Here is a 19,800-nt window from a genome sequence, read left to right as displayed (position 1 = left end):
CTGAGCAGGTCGCGACCTGCGCACGTGAGCTCTCAGCGCAGCATCAGGACGGCCGCGATGATGCCGGCCAGCACGATCAGCACGCGGAGCAGGCCGCTCGGAAGGCGGCGGCCGATGTGTGAGCCGACGTACCCGCCGACGACGGATCCGATCGCCAGCAGCACGACCGCAGTCACGTTGAGGTCCGCGATGAAGACGAAGATGACACTGGCCACGAGGTTCGCCGCGAGCAGCGCGAGCGTCTTGAGACCGTTGACGACCCGCAACTCCAGTTCGAGGCCGAGCCCGAGCACCGCCATCATCATCACGCCCGCGCCGGCGCCGAAGTAGCCGCCGTACACGCCGGTCAACGCGGTGAAGAAGGTCGTTGCCGGCGTCATCGATCTCCGCGTCCCGTCCGGCTCCCCGCGGTGGGACGCCAGCCAGCGCGAGATCCACGGCTGTACGCCGACGATCAGGCAGGTGAAGAGGATCAGCCAGGGCGCCGCGGCCGCGAACACTCCGGGCGGCAGCGCGAGCAACAGGACCGCGCCGCCGATCGCGCCGATCGCACAGGTCAGCACCACCGCGATGGTGATCGACCGGGAGACCTCGCGGAGCTCGCGGCGGTACCCGAACGAGCCACTCAACGCGCCCGGGAGCAGACCGATCGTGTTCGACGCGTTCGCGACGACGGGCGGGATCCCCAACGCGATCAGGGCCGGGAAACTGATCAGCGACGCGACCCCGACCGTCGAGGTCAGGATTCCGGCCCCGAACCCGGCGGCAATGACAGCAAGGTGCTCGGGTCCGGTCACAACGCACGAGTCTATTCGTGGTGCCTAACGGACCTTGACGGCGGCGGCCTTTCCCTTGGTGACATTGCGGCCGTCGGTGACCTCGACGTGGTACGCGAGGGTCTGCTTGCTGGTCAGGTGGGTATCGGTGACCGTGATGACCCGGCGGGCCCACGGGTACGCCGACCGCGACCAGCTTCCGATCCTCGTCGTACCGCGGTAGACGCTGTAGGTCAGCGCCATGTTGTCCAGGTCGGCGACGGTCGCGAAGGCGACCGTCACCTTGTTGGCCCGAGCGCTCGCGAGCTTCGGCTTCCCGGGCGCAGCCGGTACGGCGCCACCCGGCACGTTGTTGAACCGGGTCAGCCCCTGCTGCGGCTTGCCGTTGACCGCGGTGAAGTCACCACCGACCCACAGGTCGTTGCCGCCCGACGCGAACGCCAGTGGACCGACCAGCGTCTCGCCGGCGGCGTCGGTGTTCGGGAACCACGGACCGAGCTTGCCGGTCTGCGTGTTGTAGACCAGCAGGCGGTGGTTGCCGGTCCCGTCGGCGAATTCGCCGTCGCCGCTGCAGTCGTGGGCGTGCGAGCCCTTGTACAGCCACGGCCCGATCGCCTTGATCGCCTCGGTAGCGCCCAGGCAGTGGCTCTGCCACACGACCTTGCCCGTCGTCGCGTCGGCCGAGATGACGCCGTCGTAACACCCGACGCCGCTCCCGGCGTTGGCGATGAACACCCGGTTGCCCTGCACCTCGATGTCCTTGACCCGGCTGTCGCAGTCCGGCGTAGGCTCCGGGATCGCCGCAGCCGCCGGCATCGCGGATCCGACGCCGGTCGTGGGGTTCAGCATCGCGATCGCGTGCTGCTCGAGACCGCCGATCTTGGTGAAGGCGCCACCGACGAACACCCGCGACCGGTCGGTCGAGAGCTCGATCGCGTGCACGTCGTCGTCGGCCTGTGGATTCCATCGCAGCAGCGCGCCGGTGGACACCGCCACCGCGGCCACCCGATCCCGCTTCACCTTGCCGATCTTGCGGAACGACCCCCCGAAATACAGGGTGTTGCCGGTGATCGCCAGTGCCGCGACCCGATAGTTGGGCGCGGGATTCCAGCCGGCCACAAGCTTGCCGGCGGCAACATTGAACAGGGCGAGATGCGGCCGGGGCTGACCGTCCACGACGGTGAAGTCACCGCCGATCGCGAGCCACTTCCCGTCCGCCGAGGTCACGACGCTCCAGACCGGCCCGTTGACCTTCGGCGCGAATCGCGTCGGTACGCCGGTGGTCCGGTTGAACGCCGCGAAGTACTTGCGGGCCGCGTCCCCGACCCCGGCCTTGTTGCCCGGCGGCCGGACCCTGGTGAACAGGCCGCCGGCGTACACCGTGTTCCCGGCGGTGGCCAAGGTGTTGACGCTCGCGTTGGTCTGCCAGGTCGCCCGGTCCAGCGCGGACAACGCGGACGCAAACCCGGTCGGCGCCGCTGCGCCACCACCGGCCGTTGCCGCAACCACGGCCGGCCCGGCCGGGACCAGCGCGGCCGCGACCACCGCCGCAGCGGTAACGGCTACCAGAACAACCTTCTTCATGCGCGCCCCCCAAAGGGCCGCTCCGGCGGAAGATGCCAGCCCCAACGAAAGATGACCGTGTGCTACCACACGATAACCGTCGGCCACCTCACGTCTGCCAGCGGGCACCCTTACCCGGGTCTTATTGGTCGGCTAGCTTTTCGACCGGACTTCCGGGGCCTGTGCCGGCCGGGTGACCCACCGGCGGGGCGCAATCGCGCTCTACCGGCGCGAACGCTTGTACCGTGGGCCTGAGAGACACCTCGCAAAGGAGCGTCGCGATGGCCCGCGCACTGATCGTGGTTGATGTGCAGAACGACTTCTGCGAGGGCGGGAGCCTGGCGGTCGACGGCGGCGCGAACGTCGCCTTCCGGATCGGCGAGCTGCTGCACGCCTGGCACGAGGCCGATGCCGACGACCGGCAGTACGCGTACGTCGTGGCCACCCGGGACCACCACATCGACCCGGGTGACCACTTCTCCGCCGAGCCCGACTTCGTGCACTCCTGGCCGCGGCACTGTGTCGCCGGCACCGACGGCGTCGGCTTCCATCCGAACCTCGACCCCCAGCCGTTCGACGCGATCTTCGACAAGGGCGAGTACGCGGCCGCCTACTCGGGCTTCGAAGGGAAGTCCCATGAAGGCGGCCACGGCCTCGCCGAATGGCTGCGGGAGAAGGGCGTCACCGATGTCGACGTGTGCGGGATCGCCACCGACTACTGCGTCCGCGCCACCGCACTCGACGCCGCGAGCGAAGGATTCGGTACGACGGTCCTCACCTCGCTGATCGCGGGGGTCGCACCGGCCAGCACCCGCCAGGCCCTGACCGAGCTCCGCGCCGCCGGCATCACCCTCACCTGACCGGAGCGCCTCATCTGACTGGAGCGCCGGGCCCGAGTGGGATGCCAAGCGCCCACCACGCCAGGAACAGCAACGTCCAGGCAACCGTCATCGCAACAGCCAACGGCACTGTGTACGACGCCAACGTGCCGACACCGGCGTCCTTGCGATACCGCTGCAGGAACCCCAACGCCATCACGAAGTACGGACTCATCGGCGTGATCGCGGTCGAGCCCGAGTCGGCGATCCGGAACAACGCCTGCGTGGTCTCGGCCGGCACGTTCAGCAGCATCATCATCGGCACCAGGATCGGTGCGGTCAGTGACCACATCGCCGAACCGCTCGTCACGAGCACGTTGATCACGGTCAGCAGCGCCAGGATGCCCAGGAAGATCACGATCGTCGGCGCCCCGATCTCCCCGAGCCACCGCGCTGACTCCGCCGACAGAAGGTCTCCGATCTTGCTCCACGAGAAGTACGCCAGGAACTGCGCGATCGCGAAGAACAACACCAGCACCGGAGCCATCTGTTTGATGCCCTCGGCCATCAACTTCGGTACGTCGGAAGCGCGCTCGATCGCCTTGACGGTGACGCCGTAGGTGATGCCGACGAGGCCGAAGAGGATGGCGACGATCATCGCGATGCCGTCCAGGAACGGCGAGTCGACGATGCTGCCGTCCTTGCCGCGCAGCGGTGAGCCGTGCGGCAGCAGCACAGCGACGATCGCCGCCGCGGCGATCAGGAACACGATCGCGGCCCGGCGCAGGCCCTTGCGTTCGGCGGCCGAGACGGCCAGGGCGTCGACGTCGTCGCCAGGTGCGTCCGGGTCGGCGTCGAGGTCGTCGCGTTTGCTCAGCACCAGGCGCGTGACGAGCGTGATCACCAATGCGAGCAGCACCGAGGACGCGATGTTGAAGAACCAGTTCGACAGCACCGAGACGTGCGCATTCGGGTCGACCGTCTTCGCGGCGGCGGTGGTGATGCCGGCGAAGATCGCGTCGTTCGGGGTCGGGATCGGGCTGGCGTCGTACCCGGAGGCGATCGCGGTGTAGGCGACCACGATGCCGAGGATCGGCGAGCGCCCGACCGCACGGAACGCGAGCCCACCGAGCGGGACCAGGATGATGTACGCCGCCGCCGAGGCGACATGCGCCATCGTGCCGGCGAACGCCACCGCGAACACGACCATCGAGGTCGGCACCCGGGACACGCTCACCCGCATCAGCGCCTGCAGGAAGCCGGTCCGCTCGGCCAGCGCGACCCCCATGATCACGACCACGATGGTCGCCATCGGCGGGAACTCGGCGAAGTTGGAGATCGCGGTCGACACCGCCATCTGCAGACCGTCGCCGGACAGCAGGTTCTGGACCGCGACCTCCTTGCCGTCCTTCGGCGAGATCACCGAAACGTCCAGCGCGGACAGGATCGCGCTGACCACAGCGAGGATCGCGGACAGGATCCAGAACAACCAGAACGGGTGCGGCAGCGCATTGCCGATTCGCTCGATCACCGCCATCGCCCGGACCAGGCGTGGCAGCTCCTTCGTCTCCGTCGTCGTACTCATGTCACGACCTCAGCTTGTGGGACTTGAAGAACGCACCGATCAGCTCGTGCGCCTCGAACGTCTGGGTGACGTACCCCGGACCGGAGGACGCGTCGGACCCCGGCCAGCTGTGGCCGCCATCCGTGACGGCGACGTGGACCACGTCCGCCTTGCACCCCTTGTAGGTGAACTTCAGGACGTCGTCGCCCAACTGGCTCTGGCGAGGGTTGGCGTCGCAATGATCGCGGACCGACCAGTCACGGACCCAGGTCTGGACACTCGGCAGGTCGCGCTCACCGTCGCCGCCGTACGGAATCGTGGTGTCGCCGGTGCCGTGGATGTCGAGCACAGGGACCGGGCGGCTCGGCGCGCAGTGGGTGCCCTGGATGTAGAAGGCGCCGGACACCGGTGCGATCGCGGCGAACCGGTCGGCCAGCTGGCACGCGAGGATTCCGGTGAAGCCGGCGCCGTTCGACTTGCCCGTCGCGTAGACCGCGGTGGTGTCCACGCAGAGTTTGCCCTCCAGCTGGTCGAGCAGATCGCCGGTGAACTTCACGTCGTCGACGCCCTTGGCCGCGTACGGCGCTCCCTGCCAGGCCTGCTTGTTCTCGTCGCCGACGACACCGTTGGGGTAGGCAACGATCGCGTCGAGCGTCGACAGGTCGGAGAACGCTTCGGTCTGGGCACCGGTCTTGCCGCGACCGTGGAAGACCAGGATCAGCGGATAGGTCTTCGCCGCGGTGTACTTCGCCGGGACATGCAGGCGGTAGGTCCGGGTGAGTCCCCCGCTCTCGACCGTGTAGTCGCCGGTCGGGAGTGCTTGCTGGCGGCAACCAGGCGAACCCTTGGCGGCTGTTGCCGGGACGAGCGGTACGGCGCTCACCAGGCCGGCCGTCACCACGATGGCAGCGAGAGTTTTCAGGTGCGGGACTTTCAGGCGTGCGAAGGTCATCAGGGGTGCCTCCTCGGGCAAGCGGCCTGCAGGCGGGCAGGCTCGCGCCTGGAGCCGTGTCGGACGGGTCCAGTGTGTGCGTAGCTGGGTCAGGCCGAGAGCAGCTCGTCGGCGAAGGCGGCTATCCGGTCGGCGGCGGTCTCGATGAGCAGACGGCCGTCCTCGGCAGTGGCGCGGCGGGGATCTCCCAGCACGCCACGCTTGTGATACGCGTCGAACCCGACGGACAGCCGCGGTCCACGCGTCTGCCGGGACAGCCGGGCCGGTGTGCTCAGTTCGTCGAGCGTGGTCGCTCCCGGCTCCAGGCGATCGGCGTGGACCAGGTCGGGGGCGAGGTAGAGCATCTGCGCGGTCTCCGCCTCACCGGCGTGACCGTGCACCGCGCTGACGTCGGTGATCAGGTCCGACACCACGGACGTGACCGGGGTCCACGCGAACATGACGTCGCTGCGGACGTATTCCTGCGCGAGCACGGACAGGGCGGCGTTGTTCCCTCCGTGCCCGGTGATGACGAGGAACCGTCGCCAGCCGTGCTGTCGCAGGCTGGTGATCAGGTCCCGGACGATGCTCATGAAGGTTGCCGGTGACAACGACATCGTGCCGGCGAAGGCGAGGTGGTGCGGGGAAACGCCGTACGGGACGGGCGGTGCGATGACGGCTCGGCCGGCCAGCCGTTCGGCGACCCGCTCGGCGACACCGACCGCGCGGACGATGTCGGTGGACATCGCCATCCCGCCGCCGTGCTGTTCTTGCGCGCCTACGGGCAGGATCACCAGCGGCGAACGTCGTACGGCCTGCTGCGCCTCGTCCGTGGTCATCTCGGCGAGCTTCATGGCAGCTCCGGGAAGCTCGCGGCCTGAACGGCCTTGCGGATGTTGGCCAGGTGCCTGCCGGTCAGCTCCCGTGCGGCCTCGGCGTCCCCGTCGCGGACGGCGTTGGCGATCGCGCGATGCTCTTGGTGGTCGCGCTGACGGTTGTCGTAGAGGGCCCGGATCTGCTGCTGTTCGCGGACCCGCACCTTCAGCAGGGATGCGAGAACCTCTTGGAGTAAAGGGTTTCCGGAGGCGGCGGCCAACTCGATGTGGAAGTTCAGTGCGAACGCCGGACCGCCTGGTGGGACGAGGGCGTTGGTGACCGCCGCCTCCAGGCGCTCGAGGTTCTCCGGGCGGCGGGCGACCGCAGACTCCGCGGCGATGGCCGGCTCGATCACCAGGCGGGCGCTGATCAGCTGCAGCACCGACTCCTTGGTGATCGGCGGGCGATGGGGGTTCGCGAGGACGACGTTGTTGATCGTCGGGCCGACGTACGTCCCGGAGCCGTGGCGGAACTCGACGGCCCCGGTCGCCTCCAGCTTACGGAGAGCCTCGCGCACCGTCGGCGTGGTGATCGCGAAGCGCTTCGCCAGCTCACGCGCCGAGGGGATCGCATCCCCCGGCCCGAGCCCGCCGGCACGGATGATCCCGAGGATCGACTCGGTCAACCGGTCCGACAGGCTGGGTGGCATCTCCGCCGCTGAGTAACTCACAAAGTGACTAAATCACTTAGCCATTCCGCGGTCAAGGGTTCGCAGCGGGGCACCGCTGTAGACGAGCGTCCAGGTGCCGGTAGGGAAATCGGCTGGGTCGAGCACACCGACCGCGGTGGCGTGGTCGATCAGGAGCTGGCGGATCTCCAACTGCTGGTTGTAGACGACCGGGGCGCTGGGGACGTGCGGGAAGTTGCCACTGCCGGAGTGACGGTAGTTGTTGAGCGCAACCACGAACTCCTGGTCGTCCGCGACCGGCAGCCCGCCGTACGCGAGGTCCCGGATCCGCGAACCCACCGGCTCGGCGAGGTCGATCGCGTAGGTCAGCGATTCGGTCAGGCCGCCGATGATGTCGTAGTTGTAGTCAGGTGTGCCGGATGGCGCAGTCGCGCTGGGCGCATTGGTCAGCTGGTCAGGAGTGAATGGCCCGGTACCGGTCAGCTGGTGGAAGTACTTCGCGGAGAACTCCAAGTACTCCTTGAGCTGTACGCCGGTCAGCTGCACCGCGACGAGCGTGTTGTCGAAGGGGTAAAGCCCGGCGACGTCGCGGATCGAGACGTCGCCCGCCGGGATCGCGGCCGACCGGCTGAAGGGGGCCGCCACCGCGAGCACCGGCAGCGCGGCTTCCGGCGTACCCGTCAAGGCTTTCGAGACCGCAGCGGCTTCGACGTGGAGGATGAAGTCCAGCGCGGCGGTGTGTTCCCACGCGGCGGTCGCCGCGGACATGGGCACCGTGCACGTGCCGATCTTCGAGTTGACGTACTCGACGACCTTCTCGTGATCCGCACGCAGTACGGCGACCACCTCGGGATCGGCGTCGACGGTGTTCGCGTTCAGTACCTGAGCCTGCCGGCCGACCACCGTCCAGCGACCGTCGGCCTTCCGCAACTCCAGGTCGATCACCGACAGCCGCATCCCCCACTTCAGCGGCTCGCTCAGCACAACCTGCCGGCCGGTGTCGCGGTTCGTCACGAACCGCTCGGGGATCTCCAGGTGCGCGTGCCCGACCAGGACAGCGTCGATCCCGGGGACGGTCTCGGCCATCAGGACCGAGGCGTTCTCGGGCACCGGCAGGGCATCGCCGTACGACGAGGACAGGTCCATCCCCGAGTGCGCGGCGACGATCACCACGTCCGCACCCGCCCGCCGGACCCGCGGCACCCAGAGCGCCGCCGCTTCGACGATGCCGCCGAAGGCCAGCCGGGTATCGACGATCGACTTGTCCCAGATCGCGATCCCCGGGTTGGTCAGGCCGAGAATCCCGACCGTGATCGGATCCTGGTCCGGCACCTCCACCCGCTTCAGCACGTACGGCGGGAACGTCGGCAGACCCGAGGTCCAGTCCGTCGCGTTGGCACCGAGCAGCGGGAAGGTCAGTTGCCGCTCGAACCTGCGCAGGATGTCGAGGCCGTAGTTGAACTCGTGGTTGCCCAGCGCGGCCGCGTCGTACCCGATCAGATTCATCGCCGCGGCCACCGGGTGGATCGCGCCGCCGGTGATGGGCTCGATCTTCGCGAAGTAGTACGCCAGCGGCGTGCCCTGGATGGTGTCGCCTGCATCCAGCAGCAGCGGGCGTGGCGCGCACGGATCGGCCGCGATGCGATTGCGGACCGCCGCGACCAAGGTCGAGACCTTGGCCAGGCCGATCGAGTTGTGCGCGGCGTCGTCGTACTCAGTGTTCTTGAAGTAGTCCCAATCGACCACGTTGCCGTGCAGATCGGTGGTGCCCATCACGGTCAGCCGCACAGTCTCCGAAGCCACGGCGGACACGATACGGGCGACACGCCGTGGCCCCGATTTCCGGATGCCCCTGCCTCCGCGAGAGGATGCCGCCCATGGCCAACTCGCCCGGCAAGCTTCTGCCGTTGGTCGCCGCCCTGCTCTGCGGTGCCGTCCTCGCCCAAACTGCCACGCCCAAAGACCAGAACCACACCGGCGCCTCGGCGCCCGTCGTGCTCGCGTCGGCCTCGTCCGGCTCGTCCGGTGGTCGGCTCAGTTCACCGATCAGCCGCAAACAAGGCCCGGCCGCCCGACCGCAGAAGCCTGCCGACCACTCCGGCAAGCCGGTCACCCCGGTCACGCCGGCGACGGCCGTGCCGGACTGGGACCTGACCGCCCACGGCAAGGTGCTGTTCCTCACGTTCGACGACGGACCGCAGGGTGAGTACACGCCGCAGATCCTCCAGGTGCTGCGCAAGCATCACGCGTACGCGACGTTCTTCGTCATCGGGATCCAGGTGGCGCAGTTCCCGGAGCTGGTCACGGCCGAGCGCGCCGCCGGGCACCACGTCGGCAACCACACCTACGACCACAAGACGCTGACCCGGCTCCCGGACGCGAAGGTACGGCAGGAGATCGGTCTCGGCATCAAGTCGAACTGCCTCCGGCCGCCGGAGGGCGCCACGAGCGCGAAGATCCAAGCGATCGCCGCGTCGTACCACCAGCGTCAGGTGCTCTGGAACGTCGACACCGAGGACTGGGAGAAGCCCGGTACGGCGCACATCGAGCAGGCGATCATGTCCGGCGCCAGGCCCGGCGCGATCATCCTCATGCACGACGGTGGCGGCAACCGCTCCCAAACCGTCGCGGCACTCGACCAAGCCCTAACCAAACTCGCCAAACAGGGCTACACCTTCCGCTCGCTGCCCTGCTAACGCTTGACTCCGGCCGTCCCGTTCGAGAAGTGCTTGAGGGCCTCGTCGATGATGTGGACGGGTTGATCGAGGGCCTTGACCAGGAACAAGCCGGTCGGCCGGAGCAGCGGGTTCGGCTTCACGACGGACCGGACCGACGGCTGGTCCAGGCCACGGACACCGGCGCTGGTGGCGCCGACTCCGGGAGCGAGGTCGAGCTCGAGGGCGTACTGCCCGAGGAGCTTCTGCTGCCGGAACCCGCGGACCGCCGACCACGGCAGCACCACCGGGAACGCCGCTCCCTCGCAGGCCAGCTCCAGCGCCTTCGCGGTCATCCGCATCGCGACCGGCTGCAGCTCGTTGGCGGCGTACCAGCGCTCACGCTCGGCCTCGATCCGGAACACCAGCACGGTGCTGGCCACCAGCGGGGTCATTGCCAGGATCAACAACAGCGCGAACGGCCACATCCCCGAGCCGCGGAAGGAGACCAGCACGTAGATCGCCGCAACGATGCCCACGGCACCGATCGCCAACGTCACCCAGGCACCGCGCCGCTCGACCGTCCGGATCACCTGCCGCCGACGCAGGACCGCGTCCCGATCGAGCCCGACGACGAATGTCTCCACCGCCTCGATCGCCTCCCCGTGCTCGCTCACCGGCCAAGAATCCCACACCACCGGGCGACGCGCGCTCCCCGTGGTGTGTGGGACTCAGGACTTGCGGCGCCCTGCCCAGGTCCAGGCGTACACACCGTCGTCGACCGCCTGGCCGCCTTCGCCGAGCTCCAGCGGACGGAAGGTGTCGACCATCACGGCCAGCTCCTCGAACCGGTCCGCGCCCAGGGACGCCTCGATCGCCGACGGCTGCGGCCCGTGCGCGTACCCACCCGGGTGCAGTGAGATCGAGCCGAGGCCGATTCCGGAGCCCTTCCGCGCCTCGTAGTCACCGCCGCAGTAGAACATCACCTCGTCGGAGTCGACGTTCGAGTGGTAGTACGGCACCGGCACCGAGAGCGGGTGGTAGTCCACCTTGCGGGGCACGAAGTTGCAGACCACGAAATTGTTGCCCTCGAACACCTGGTGGACCGGTGGCGGCTGGTGGATCCGCCCGGTGATCGGCTCGAAGTCGCTCACGTTGAACGTGTACGGATAGAGGCAGCCGTCCCACCCGACCACGTCGAACGGGTGCGTCGCGTACGTCATCCGCGAGCCGACGATCCCGCTCGCGCCGTTCCCGCGATGCTTCACCAGCACCTCGACATCCGTGCCCTCGACCAGGAACGGCTCGGCGGATGCGTGCAGGTCTCGTTCGCAGTACGGCGAGTGCTCGAGGAACTGCCCGTACCGGGACAGGTACCGCTTCGGCGGCGCGATGTGCGAGTTGGCCTCGATGCAGTAGGCATGGACGCCGTCCGGACCGGGCAGCCAGCGGTGCGTGGTCGCGCGCGGGATGATCACGTAGTCGCCCTCGACCGCGTTGAGAACGCCGAAAACCGTCTCCACGGTCGCCGTCCCCTTCTCGACGTACACGCACTCGTCGCCGATGGCGTTGCGATAGTACGGCGAGGGCTGCTCGGCGACGACGTACGAGATCCGGACGTCCCCGTTGCCGAGCACGAGCCGCCGGTCCTCGACCGCATTGCTCTTCGACGTGTCGCCGAACAGGTCGTGCAGCTTCAGGTGCCGCGGCGTGAGCGGGTGGTTGGCGACCGTGGCGAGGTCGGGGAGGTCCCAGACCTGGGAGTCGACGATCGCGGACGGGACGCCGGCGTGGTACAGCAACGTGGAGTCCGACGAGAACCCTTCCTCGCCCATGAGCTCCTCGTAATAGAGGCCGCCGTCCGGTGTGCGGAACTGGGTGTGCCGCTTCGGTGGGACCTCGCCGACCTGCCGGTAGAACGCCATGAGAAACTGCTCCCGGTATCCGATAATCGAACGCGCGCGTCCGCTTACCGAAAGCATCCGTTAGGCTCGGACCCATGTCAACCGTGCCTGCCCTGACTGCCCCGGCGCTGTTCCGGCACCTGGTCGACGACGCCTCGATGTTCCCACCCGGGGACCTCCCGCTGACCGAGGCCGTCGCCGCTCACCGGACGCACCGTGCGTCGCCGTACGCCGACCTGGTCGGTCTGTTCATCTGCACCGACGACGACCTGATGAAGGTCGCGGCCGAGGCCACCGGACCGGAGCGGCTGCAGGTCGCGGTCGTGATCACCGGCGGCGCGGGCGGGATCGAGCCGGCGGTCCGGTACGGGGATCGCTCCGACAAGCTCGACGTCCGCGCGATCGAGGTGCGGCTGCGCGCCGAGGACGACCTCTCCCGCAACGCACTGCGCGTGGTCCGCGCGTGTGACGACTGCCTCGACGAAGAGACGGCGTACGTCGAGATCGGCCTGGAGGGAGCGTGGGAGCGCGCGCTCGACGTGGTCGCGGACGCGGGTTATGCGGCCAAGCTGCGGACCGGTGGGCTCGATGCCTCGCGGTTCCCGTCCGAGGATCAGGTGGCGGCCTTCATCACGGCCTGCCTGGATCGCGAGGTCGCCTTCAAGTGCACGGCCGGCTTGCACAATGCGGTCCGGCACACCGCGATGGACACCGGGTTCGAGCATCACGGCTTTCTGAACGTGCTGATGGCGACGCGGGCATCGCTGGACGGCTCTTCGCAGGATGAGATGGCTCAACTACTGGCCTGGCGCGACGGTCTCGAGCTGGCCGCACGCGCGCGGGAGCTGACCGAGGAGCGGGCCGCGAGCACCCGCCGGTGGTTCACGTCGTTCGGCTCGTGCAGTATCGACGAGCCACGTCAGGACCTGAACACTCTGAACCTCTTGGGGGACCTGTGAGCTGGATCGACCTCCCCGCCGACTCGCCGTTCGGGCCGGAGAATCTGCCGCTCGGCGTCTTCCGGCACGGGGACGAGGAGCCGCGGGTCGGCGCCGCGATCGGCGATCAGATCATCGATCTCGCGCCGGTCGCGTCCGCACAGATGCTGGACGGCGCGCAACTGTTCGCACAGCCCACGCTGAACGGGTTTCTGGCCCTCGGCCGGCCCGCCTGGCGCGCGACGCGTAACTGGCTGCTCGAGCTGGTGCGCAACGAGAACGATCGCGACACCGTGGAGCCGCACCTGATTCCGCAGTCGGCGGTCACGATGGAGCTGCCGTTCGAGGTGGGCGACTACGTCGACTTCTACGCCTCCGAAGTGCACGCGACCAACCTCGGCCGGCTGTTCCGTCCGGACGGCGAGCCGCTCCTGCCGAACTGGAAACACCTCCCGATCGGGTACCACGGCCGCTCCGGCACAGTCGTTGCCAGCGGCACCGATATCGTCCGGCCGTCAGGTCAGCGCAAGGCGCCCGATGCGACCGTTCCGACGTTCGGACCGTCGCTTCGGTTGGACATCGAGGTCGAGCTCGGTTACGTCGTCGGTACGCCGTCCACCCTCGGAACCCCTGTCTCCGTTGCGGATTTCCGCGATCACGTGTACGGCGTCGTCCTGGTGAACGACTGGTCCGCCCGGGACATCCAGGCCTGGGAGACCGTCCCGCTCGGTCCGTTCCTCGGCAAGTCCTTCGCCACCTCGATCTCACCCTGGGTGGTCTCGCTCGACGCCCTCGACGCGTCGGCCGTCCCGCTCCCACCCCAGGACCCGCCTGTCCTGCCGTACCTGGCCGGTCAGAACTTGGTCAACTACGACATCACCTTTGAGGTCCACCTCAACGGCCAGCTGATCACCAGCCCGCTGAACAAGGACATGTACTGGTCCCCCGCCCAGATGCTCGCCCACCTGACCGTCAACGGCGCGAGCCTCCGCACCGGCGACCTCTACGCCTCCGGCACCATCAGCGGCCCCGAAAAGACCCAATACGGCTCCCTCATAGAACTGACCCACGGCGGCCGAGACCCCTTCCTCGTGAACGGCAAACCCCACACCTTCCTGGAAGACGGCGACCACCTGACAATCACCGCCTGGGCCACCGGGGCAAACGGCTCCCGCCTAGGCCTCGGCGAGGTCACCGGCCGAATCCTCCCCGCTTAACACCTCACCCCCTCCGCCCGCCCTACCCCACCCCCCGCCAATCCCGCCCGCCCCGCCCCGGCGAGCACCACCCTCCGCCCCGCCCGCCCCGCCCCCGGCGAGCACCACCCTCCGCCTCGCCCGCCCCGCCCCCGGCGCACCACCCCTCCGCCCCGCCCGCCCCGCCCCGGCGAGCACCATTTGAGGGGCCGACCCTCGATCTGTCGGGTTGCCCCCTCGTATTTCGCCTACGCATCCCACCCTTTCAGGGGCCGGCCCCTGAAATGGCTCGGATCGTCACCGGACGCATCCTCCCTGGCCAAGACTGTTCATAACTGTTCGTTTCTCTTGACGAGCTAGCGGTTACGTGCGAACTTTTGGCGCATGAAACGTTCAGTGGGGTGTGGAGTACTGGCTGTAGCGTTGACGGCCGGTGTGCTGAGCGTGCCTGCGGGCGCGCACGCCGCCGGCGACCTCACGCTGCGGTCGCATGAGCTGACGGTCACCGTGGGAGCCGACTTCCCGCGGGTGATCAAGTACGTCGACAACGCCTCCGGGCAGGCCCTTGGCGGGCAGCCGGATGCGATCTCGACCGTGACGATCGACGGAGTGGCGCGGCCCGCGCAGCTCGCGGCGCCACCCACGGTTGCCGGCGGGCGAGCGTCGTACACGCTGGTGTTCGACGCTCTACCGGGCGTCGAGCTGGGCGCGAGCCTCAGCGTGGCCGGCCGGGTGACGACGTTCGCGATCGACGCCGTCCGCGACACCGAGGCAACCCGCGTGCACACGATCGACATCCCGAACCAGGATCTGGTCTCGGTGGCGAATACGGACGCCGGGGCGACGACCGCGTTCACCACGCTCGACCCGGACTCGACCCGGACCGCGGACAAGATCACGCCCATCACCTCGGCGACCGCGGCGGAGCCGTCCGCCACGGGAGCGGCGTACGCGTTCGTCAACACCAACGGGCTGGCCGCCGGTATCGAGTCGAACTCGACCTACGACAAGCCGTCCGGTCAGTCGGTCGACGACGGCGCCCGGTTCTGGCACCAGGCTCGCAAGGCGACAGACGGGAGCACGCGCGTCGGCGTCTGGAGCGGTCAGTGGACCTACCGCGCCGACACCTCGCCGTACACCGAGCCGCTCCCCTGGGCGAAGGTCGTGGTCACGCCGGACGCGAACCACGACAAGACCGTCGACTGGCAGGACGGCGCGATCGCGTTCCGCTCGATCATGGTCGAACCGCAGGGCGGCGATCAGGTCAAGGATCGGGTCGTCACGCACATCCCGTTCAACTTCGCCAGCCAGGCGACGCACCCGTTCCTGCGCACGCTCGACGACGTGAAGCGCATCTCGCTCTCGACCGACGGGCTCGGGCAGCTGGCGATCCTGAAGGGGTACGGCGCTGAGGGCCACGACTCGGCTCACCCGGACTACGGTGGCAACTACAACATCCGGGCCGGCGGCCTGACCGACCTCAACACCCTGCTCAAGAAGGGCAAGGACTGGAACGCCGCGTTCGGGGTCCACGTGAACGCGACCGAGTCCTACCCGGAGGCGAACGCGTTCAGCGAGGACCTGGTCGACAAGAACTCCAAGGGCTGGAACTGGCTGAACCAGAGCTACTACATCAAGCAGCGACCAGATCTTGCCTCGGGCAACATCATCAAGCGGTTCCAGCAACTGCGGGACGAGACCGACAAGAACCTGCAAGAGCTCTACATCGACGTGTACTACCAGTCCGGCTGGCTCGCCGACGGTCTGACCCGGCAGCTCGCCGACCAGGGCTGGCAGATCGCGACCGAATGGGCCGACCGGCACGAGCGCACCTCGCTGTGGTCGCACTGGGCCAACGACCTCGACTACGGCGGTCCGACGAACAAGGGCCTGAACTCGCAGATCATCCGGTTCGTCCGCAACCACGAGAAGGATGTCTGGAACAACGATCCGATCCTCGGCCAGTCCGCGATCGTCGAGTTCGAGGGCTGGACCGGCGAGACCGACTGGAACGCCTTCTACACCAACATCTGGCAGCGGAACCTGCCGGCCAAGTTCCTGCAGCAGCAGAAGATCACCGACTGGAACAGCAACGACATCACCTTCACGGGCGGTGTCCGCGGCGCGGTCGAGAACGGCGAACGGACCGTGTACGTCGATGCCGCGAAGGTCCTCGACGGCGACAAGTACCTGCTCCCGTGGGACAACAACAAGAAGCTCTACCACTACAACCCGGCCGGCGGCGTCACCACCTGGCAGGTCCCGTCGGCGCTCGCGTGGGCGCCCAAGTTCACCGTCTACAAGCTCACCGACACGGGCCGCGTGAAGACCGGCACGGTCACCGCACGGCACGGCGCAATCACCCTCGACGCCGCCAAGGGTCAGCCGTACGTCCTCTACCCGATCGCCGCGCCGACCCCGCGCCCGGCGAACTGGGGTGACAGCACCCACCTACAGGACCCCGGCTTCAACGCAGGCAACCTCAAGGCCTGGAACGCGACCGGCGGCGCAACGATCGACAGCCTGCAGAACGGCCAACACGTCGCTTCGCTGGGCACCAAGGCATCGGGCCTGAGCCAGCGGATCACCGGCCTGACCCGCGGCCACACCTACAGCGCATCGGCCTGGATCGAGGTCGAGCCCGGCAAGTCCCGACCGACCACGATCGGCGTCGACGGCGTCAGTACGGCGGTGACGAGGTCGACGGCGGAGAACCTGGTTGCCTCCGACGACAAACAAGGCGCCTACTACCAACGCGCCCGCGTCGTCTTCGATGCCAAGGGCAACAGCGCCGACCTGACCGTCAAGGCACCGGCCGGAGTCGCCAAGGTCCGGATCGACGATGTCCGCGTGGTCGAGACGACCAGACCACCCGCGGGGCTCGTCGACGACTTCGAGCATGTCGACCAAGGCTGGGGTCCCTTCGTGAAGGGCGATGCCGGCGGAATCACGGACCCACGGACGGTGCTCGCTCGCAAGCATGCGCCGTACACGCAGGCCGGCTGGAACGGGAAGCTCGTCGACGACGTCCTCGACGGCGAGTGGTCGCTCAAATCCCATGAGGAGAACGAAGGCCTCGTCTACCGAACCACTCCGGCGACGGTGAACTTCCAGCCTGGCCACAAGTACAAGGTCAGCTTCGACTACGCCAGCGGTCGGGCGGGCAACTACGCCTGGGTACAGGGTGTGGATCGACCGGGATCGGTCGAGCTCAAGTCGACGCCGATCGGCGAGCAACGGACGACGGCGAAGTTCGAGCAGGAGTTCGTGGCCGGCTGTGGTGGCGACTACTGGGTCGGCCTGCGCAAACTCACCGACGGCGGTGACCAAGCGGACTTCATCCTGGACAACTTCGCCGTCACCGACCTCGGTACGACGTCAACCCCGGCGGACTGTACGTCCGTCGCGCTGTCCGGCCTGACCGGTCTCGTCTCGGGTGAGGCGAATGCTGTCGTCACCACGTTCACCAACAACGATGTCGTTGCCGCCAACAACATCACCCTCGGGCTGACAGCTCCCGAAGGATGGACCGTCGCGGCAACAACCCCGGCGACCCACCCGACCGTTGCCCCCGGCACCAGCGTGACCACCCGTTGGGATGTGACACCGCCGGCCGGCACTCCGGAAGGAAAGTATGTGCTGACGGCAACCGGTGGTCAGGCAACGATCAGTGCGGAAGCGGCCGTTCTACCGCCGGGGATCGTGCCGCAGTCCCGGATCACGGTGGCGGATGTCAGCAGCGAGGACGTCGGCACGGGTGGTGCGGCGACGATGACGCTGGACGGAAACCCCAGTACTATCTGGCATTCCGCCTGGTCGGAGGTGCCGAGCCCGGCAACCTATCCCCACCACATCACGCTCGACCTCGGATCGTCGTACCAGGTGGACGGCTTCAGCTACCTGCCCCGGCAGAGTGGGACGAACGGGATGTTCAAGGGCTACGAGCTCTACGTCAGTGCCGACGGCCAGGACTGGGGTACGCCGGTTGCGACCGGGCAGTTCCCCAACTCCACCGCGACCCAGCGGGTGAACTTCACCACCAAGCCGGGCCGGTTCGTGAAGTTCGTCGGCACCAGCTCGCTCAACGGCGCCGCCTTCGGATCCGCCGCAGAACTCAACGTCTACGGCACGCACTAGGAGCTGACAAGCGAAGCGGCGCCACCCCCGCCCCCGGGAAGTGGCGCCGCTTCGGGTCCTACTTGGTGATGGTGACGTTCACCGCGGCGCTGGCGGTGTTCGCGGAGACGACGCGGAACTTGTTCACGCCGACGCGGCCGCTCTGCACCCACACCGAGTAGGTCGCCTTGGCGGTCACCTTGGTCGTGGCCGGGAAGTTGACCCACTTGCCGTTCTCGAAACGCTGCACCTGAACGACGGTGTTCTTCGCGATGCCGCTGGTCTTTCCGGTGAAGGAGACCTTGGCCCAGGCCTTCGCGGTGGCCTTGTCCGACTTGATCGTGACCGACTTCGCCGCGACCGGAGCGGACACGGCGGCGACCTTGGTGCCGGCCGCGTCGGCCTGCAGGGCTCCGGCGATTCCGAGACCACCGGCGGCCAGGGCGACACCGGCGACGACAGCGGCCGAGCGACGTACGAACAAAGAGCGCATGATGATGATTTCCCCTCGAGTTATTGGGTTCTCGTGGTGAACCCGACGCAAGAGGAGACGCCGCTCCGGCGCGAATAGTTGTGTTACGACTCCGTCTCAGGTTCGGCCGGGAGGACCAACCGGGCCAGCGCACCCCCGCGCGGAGACTCTCCGAACGTCAACTCCGCGCCCAGAACCTTGGCGTGCCCGGCCGCGATGGTGAGACCGAGACCGTGCCCGACGCCGCGTTCGGCCATCCCGGACCGGAACCGACGCGGGCCTTCGGCAATCAACTCCTCGGGATATCCGTTGCCGTGGTCAACTACCTCGACGGTCCGGCCGGTGACCGTGACCTCGACCGGCGGTTCGCCGTGCCGCAGCCCGTTGACGATCAGATTGGCCAGGATCCGCTCGATCCGGCGCGAATCGGTGGAGACAGTCACGTCCTTGCCGACCTGGTGCACCAGCACGCTGTCCGGGGCGAGGGCCTGCTGCATCCGCAACCGGGCGACCGCCGACCCGACGAAGGCACCGAGCCCGACCAGCTCGAGGTCGGCCTGCTCCACGCCGGAGTCGAACCGGGCGATCTCGAGCAGGTCCTCGACCAACCGGCGCAACACCTTGGCCCGGTCCCGGACCAGCTCGCTCGGCCGGCCCGGTGGCAACAACTCGGCCGCGGTGGTCAGGCCGGTCACCGGTGTGCGCAGGTCGTGGGCGACGTCGGCGGTGAAGCGTCGTTCCGCCTCCAGCTGACCGCGCAGCGAACTCGCCATCGTGTCGAGCGCGTTCGCGAGCGACTGCACCTCGTCCTTGCCTTTGCCAACGGTCTGGGCCGCCGACGCGTCCAGGTCACCGGCCGCGATCCGCCGTGCCGTCGCGGCGACCGCGATGATCCGCTTGGACAGCCGGCCGGCCAGGATCACGCTGACCAGCGCGACCAGCGCGACCGTCGCGGAACCACCGAGGATCAACGCCCGCCGCAACGCCCGCATCGAGTCGTCGGTGGTCGGATAGTCCTGGTCGATCGAGAGGATCTTCCCGTCCTTGGTCCGGGTCGCCGCCCACATCTTGGCGTGCGGCGACCCGGTCAGGAACGTGCTGCGCTGGCCTTCCAGCACCGAAGCGCGGAGCTGTGCCGGCAGCGCCGGATCATCGATCTTGGCCCCGAGGATCGCGACGGTGTTGGTGTCGTAGCTCTGCAGGGCGACCAGGATCCGCTCGTTCGCCGACTCCCGCGTGCGGTCCAGCCGGGACGACTGCGCCTGGGCATAGACCGCGACGCAGAGCACGAGGATGGCCAGCGACGAGACGAGCAGGAAGATCAGGCCGAGCTTGCCGCGCAGCCCCACCTCAGTCTCCTCCGT

The 19,800-nt window shown here is 68.3% G+C and carries 16 protein-coding genes; 5 read left to right on the top strand and 11 right to left on the bottom strand.

The window, feature by feature from the left end; genetic code table 11:
* Positions 1–32: 32 nt before the first annotated feature.
* Both ACWF4Z_RS04535 and ACWF4Z_RS04530 read right to left on the bottom strand, forming a co-directional pair.
* Positions 33–797, bottom strand: coding sequence for a sulfite exporter TauE/SafE family protein (locus ACWF4Z_RS04535; RefSeq protein ID WP_452241538.1), 765 nt, complete (start codon positions 795–797; stop codon positions 33–35).
* A 24-nt stretch (positions 798–821) separates the two neighbouring features.
* On the bottom strand, positions 822–2,360 hold the full coding sequence (locus ACWF4Z_RS04530; protein WP_452241537.1) for a fibronectin type III domain-containing protein: 1,539 nt from the start codon (positions 2,358–2,360) through the stop codon (positions 822–824).
* Between the two features lie 260 nt (positions 2,361–2,620).
* Here ACWF4Z_RS04530 and ACWF4Z_RS04525 point away from each other — a divergent pair, with 260 nt between their 5' ends.
* Entirely contained in the window at positions 2,621–3,199 is a 579-nt protein-coding gene (locus ACWF4Z_RS04525) for a nicotinamidase (protein WP_452241536.1), read from the top strand.
* Positions 3,200–3,209: 10 nt separating this feature from the next.
* Here the strand turns inward: ACWF4Z_RS04525 and ACWF4Z_RS04520 are convergent, their stop codons facing one another.
* The 5 genes from ACWF4Z_RS04520 to ACWF4Z_RS04500 all read right to left on the bottom strand — a co-directional run bounded on the left by ACWF4Z_RS04520 (position 3,210) and on the right by ACWF4Z_RS04500 (position 8,959).
* The gene (locus ACWF4Z_RS04520) at positions 3,210–4,742 is read right to left on the bottom strand and encodes an AbgT family transporter (RefSeq protein ID WP_452241535.1); all 1,533 of its coding nucleotides are present in this window, start codon (positions 4,740–4,742) and stop codon (positions 3,210–3,212) included.
* Between the two features lies 1 nt (position 4,743).
* Entirely contained in the window at positions 4,744–5,673 is a 930-nt protein-coding gene (locus tag ACWF4Z_RS04515; protein ID WP_452241534.1) for an alpha/beta hydrolase family esterase, read from the bottom strand.
* A gap of 89 nt (positions 5,674–5,762) precedes the next feature.
* Positions 5,763–6,506 (bottom strand): creatininase family protein, encoded by a 744-nt coding sequence (locus ACWF4Z_RS04510; protein ID WP_452241533.1) that lies wholly within the window; start codon positions 6,504–6,506, stop codon positions 5,763–5,765.
* Positions 6,503–7,198 carry a FadR/GntR family transcriptional regulator gene (locus ACWF4Z_RS04505; RefSeq protein WP_452241532.1) on the bottom strand — a complete coding sequence of 232 codons (696 nt, stop codon included), beginning with the start codon at positions 7,196–7,198 and terminating at the stop codon, positions 6,503–6,505. The genes ACWF4Z_RS04510 and ACWF4Z_RS04505 overlap by 4 nt, the downstream gene beginning before the upstream one ends.
* 12 nt (positions 7,199–7,210) lie before the next feature.
* Positions 7,211–8,959, bottom strand: coding sequence for a bifunctional metallophosphatase/5'-nucleotidase (locus tag ACWF4Z_RS04500; protein ID WP_452241531.1), 1,749 nt, complete (start codon positions 8,957–8,959; stop codon positions 7,211–7,213).
* Positions 8,960–9,033: 74 nt separating this feature from the next.
* Here ACWF4Z_RS04500 and ACWF4Z_RS04495 point away from each other — a divergent pair, with 74 nt between their 5' ends.
* Positions 9,034–9,852, top strand: coding sequence for a polysaccharide deacetylase family protein (locus tag ACWF4Z_RS04495; RefSeq protein WP_452241530.1), 819 nt, complete (start codon positions 9,034–9,036; stop codon positions 9,850–9,852).
* Here the strand turns inward: ACWF4Z_RS04495 and ACWF4Z_RS04490 are convergent.
* Both ACWF4Z_RS04490 and ACWF4Z_RS04485 read right to left on the bottom strand, forming a co-directional pair.
* On the bottom strand, positions 9,849–10,487 hold the full coding sequence (locus tag ACWF4Z_RS04490) for a hypothetical protein (RefSeq protein WP_452241529.1): 639 nt from the start codon (positions 10,485–10,487) through the stop codon (positions 9,849–9,851). The genes ACWF4Z_RS04495 and ACWF4Z_RS04490 overlap by 4 nt on opposite strands.
* A gap of 54 nt (positions 10,488–10,541) precedes the next feature.
* Positions 10,542–11,735: a homogentisate 1,2-dioxygenase domain-containing protein gene (locus tag ACWF4Z_RS04485; RefSeq protein WP_452241528.1), complete on the bottom strand. Its 1,194-nt coding sequence runs from the start codon at positions 11,733–11,735 to the stop codon at positions 10,542–10,544.
* 74 nt (positions 11,736–11,809) lie between these two features.
* Here ACWF4Z_RS04485 and ACWF4Z_RS04480 point away from each other — a divergent pair, with 74 nt between their 5' ends.
* From ACWF4Z_RS04480 to ACWF4Z_RS04470, 3 genes are all read left to right on the top strand, one after another.
* Positions 11,810–12,673 carry a hypothetical protein gene (locus ACWF4Z_RS04480; protein WP_452241527.1) on the top strand — a complete coding sequence of 288 codons (864 nt, stop codon included), beginning with the start codon at positions 11,810–11,812 and terminating at the stop codon, positions 12,671–12,673.
* On the top strand, positions 12,670–13,869 hold the full coding sequence (gene fahA / locus ACWF4Z_RS04475; RefSeq protein ID WP_452241526.1) for a fumarylacetoacetase: 1,200 nt from the start codon (positions 12,670–12,672) through the stop codon (positions 13,867–13,869). Before ACWF4Z_RS04480 ends, fahA begins: the two co-directional genes overlap by 4 nt.
* A 363-nt stretch (positions 13,870–14,232) precedes the next feature.
* Positions 14,233–17,985: an endo-alpha-N-acetylgalactosaminidase family protein gene (locus ACWF4Z_RS04470; RefSeq protein ID WP_452241525.1), complete on the top strand. Its 3,753-nt coding sequence runs from the start codon at positions 14,233–14,235 to the stop codon at positions 17,983–17,985.
* Positions 17,986–18,043: 58 nt separating this feature from the next.
* Here ACWF4Z_RS04470 and ACWF4Z_RS04465 read toward each other — a convergent pair whose 3' ends face one another.
* Positions 18,044–18,457, bottom strand: coding sequence for a hypothetical protein (locus ACWF4Z_RS04465; protein ID WP_452241524.1), 414 nt, complete (start codon positions 18,455–18,457; stop codon positions 18,044–18,046).
* A gap of 83 nt (positions 18,458–18,540) precedes the next feature.
* Positions 18,541–19,785 carry a HAMP domain-containing sensor histidine kinase gene (locus ACWF4Z_RS04460; RefSeq protein WP_452241523.1) on the bottom strand — a complete coding sequence of 415 codons (1,245 nt, stop codon included), beginning with the start codon at positions 19,783–19,785 and terminating at the stop codon, positions 18,541–18,543.
* Between the last annotated feature and the right edge of the window lie 15 nt (positions 19,786–19,800).

The sequence above is a fragment of the Kribbella sp. NPDC055071 genome (assembly GCF_053608045.1).
Note: the sequence above shows the minus strand (reverse complement) of the source record. Positions and strands in the feature narration are given on the sequence as shown.

Coding starts and splice junctions, on each gene's coding strand:
- ACWF4Z_RS04530 (WP_452241537.1), bottom strand. CDS start 2,360: ATGAAGAAGGTTGTTCTGGTAGCCGTTACCGCTGCGGCGGTGGTCGCG.
- ACWF4Z_RS04525 (WP_452241536.1), top strand. CDS start 2,621: ATGGCCCGCGCACTGATCGTGGTTGATGTGCAGAACGACTTCTGCGAG.
- ACWF4Z_RS04520 (WP_452241535.1), bottom strand. CDS start 4,742: ATGAGTACGACGACGGAGACGAAGGAGCTGCCACGCCTGGTCCGGGCG.
- ACWF4Z_RS04515 (WP_452241534.1), bottom strand. CDS start 5,673: ATGACCTTCGCACGCCTGAAAGTCCCGCACCTGAAAACTCTCGCTGCC.
- ACWF4Z_RS04510 (WP_452241533.1), bottom strand. CDS start 6,506: ATGAAGCTCGCCGAGATGACCACGGACGAGGCGCAGCAGGCCGTACGA.
- ACWF4Z_RS04495 (WP_452241530.1), top strand. CDS start 9,034: ATGGCCAACTCGCCCGGCAAGCTTCTGCCGTTGGTCGCCGCCCTGCTC.
- ACWF4Z_RS04485 (WP_452241528.1), bottom strand. CDS start 11,735: ATGGCGTTCTACCGGCAGGTCGGCGAGGTCCCACCGAAGCGGCACACC.
- ACWF4Z_RS04480 (WP_452241527.1), top strand. CDS start 11,810: ATGTCAACCGTGCCTGCCCTGACTGCCCCGGCGCTGTTCCGGCACCTG.
- ACWF4Z_RS04470 (WP_452241525.1), top strand. CDS start 14,233: ATGAAACGTTCAGTGGGGTGTGGAGTACTGGCTGTAGCGTTGACGGCC.
- ACWF4Z_RS04465 (WP_452241524.1), bottom strand. CDS start 18,457: ATGCGCTCTTTGTTCGTACGTCGCTCGGCCGCTGTCGTCGCCGGTGTC.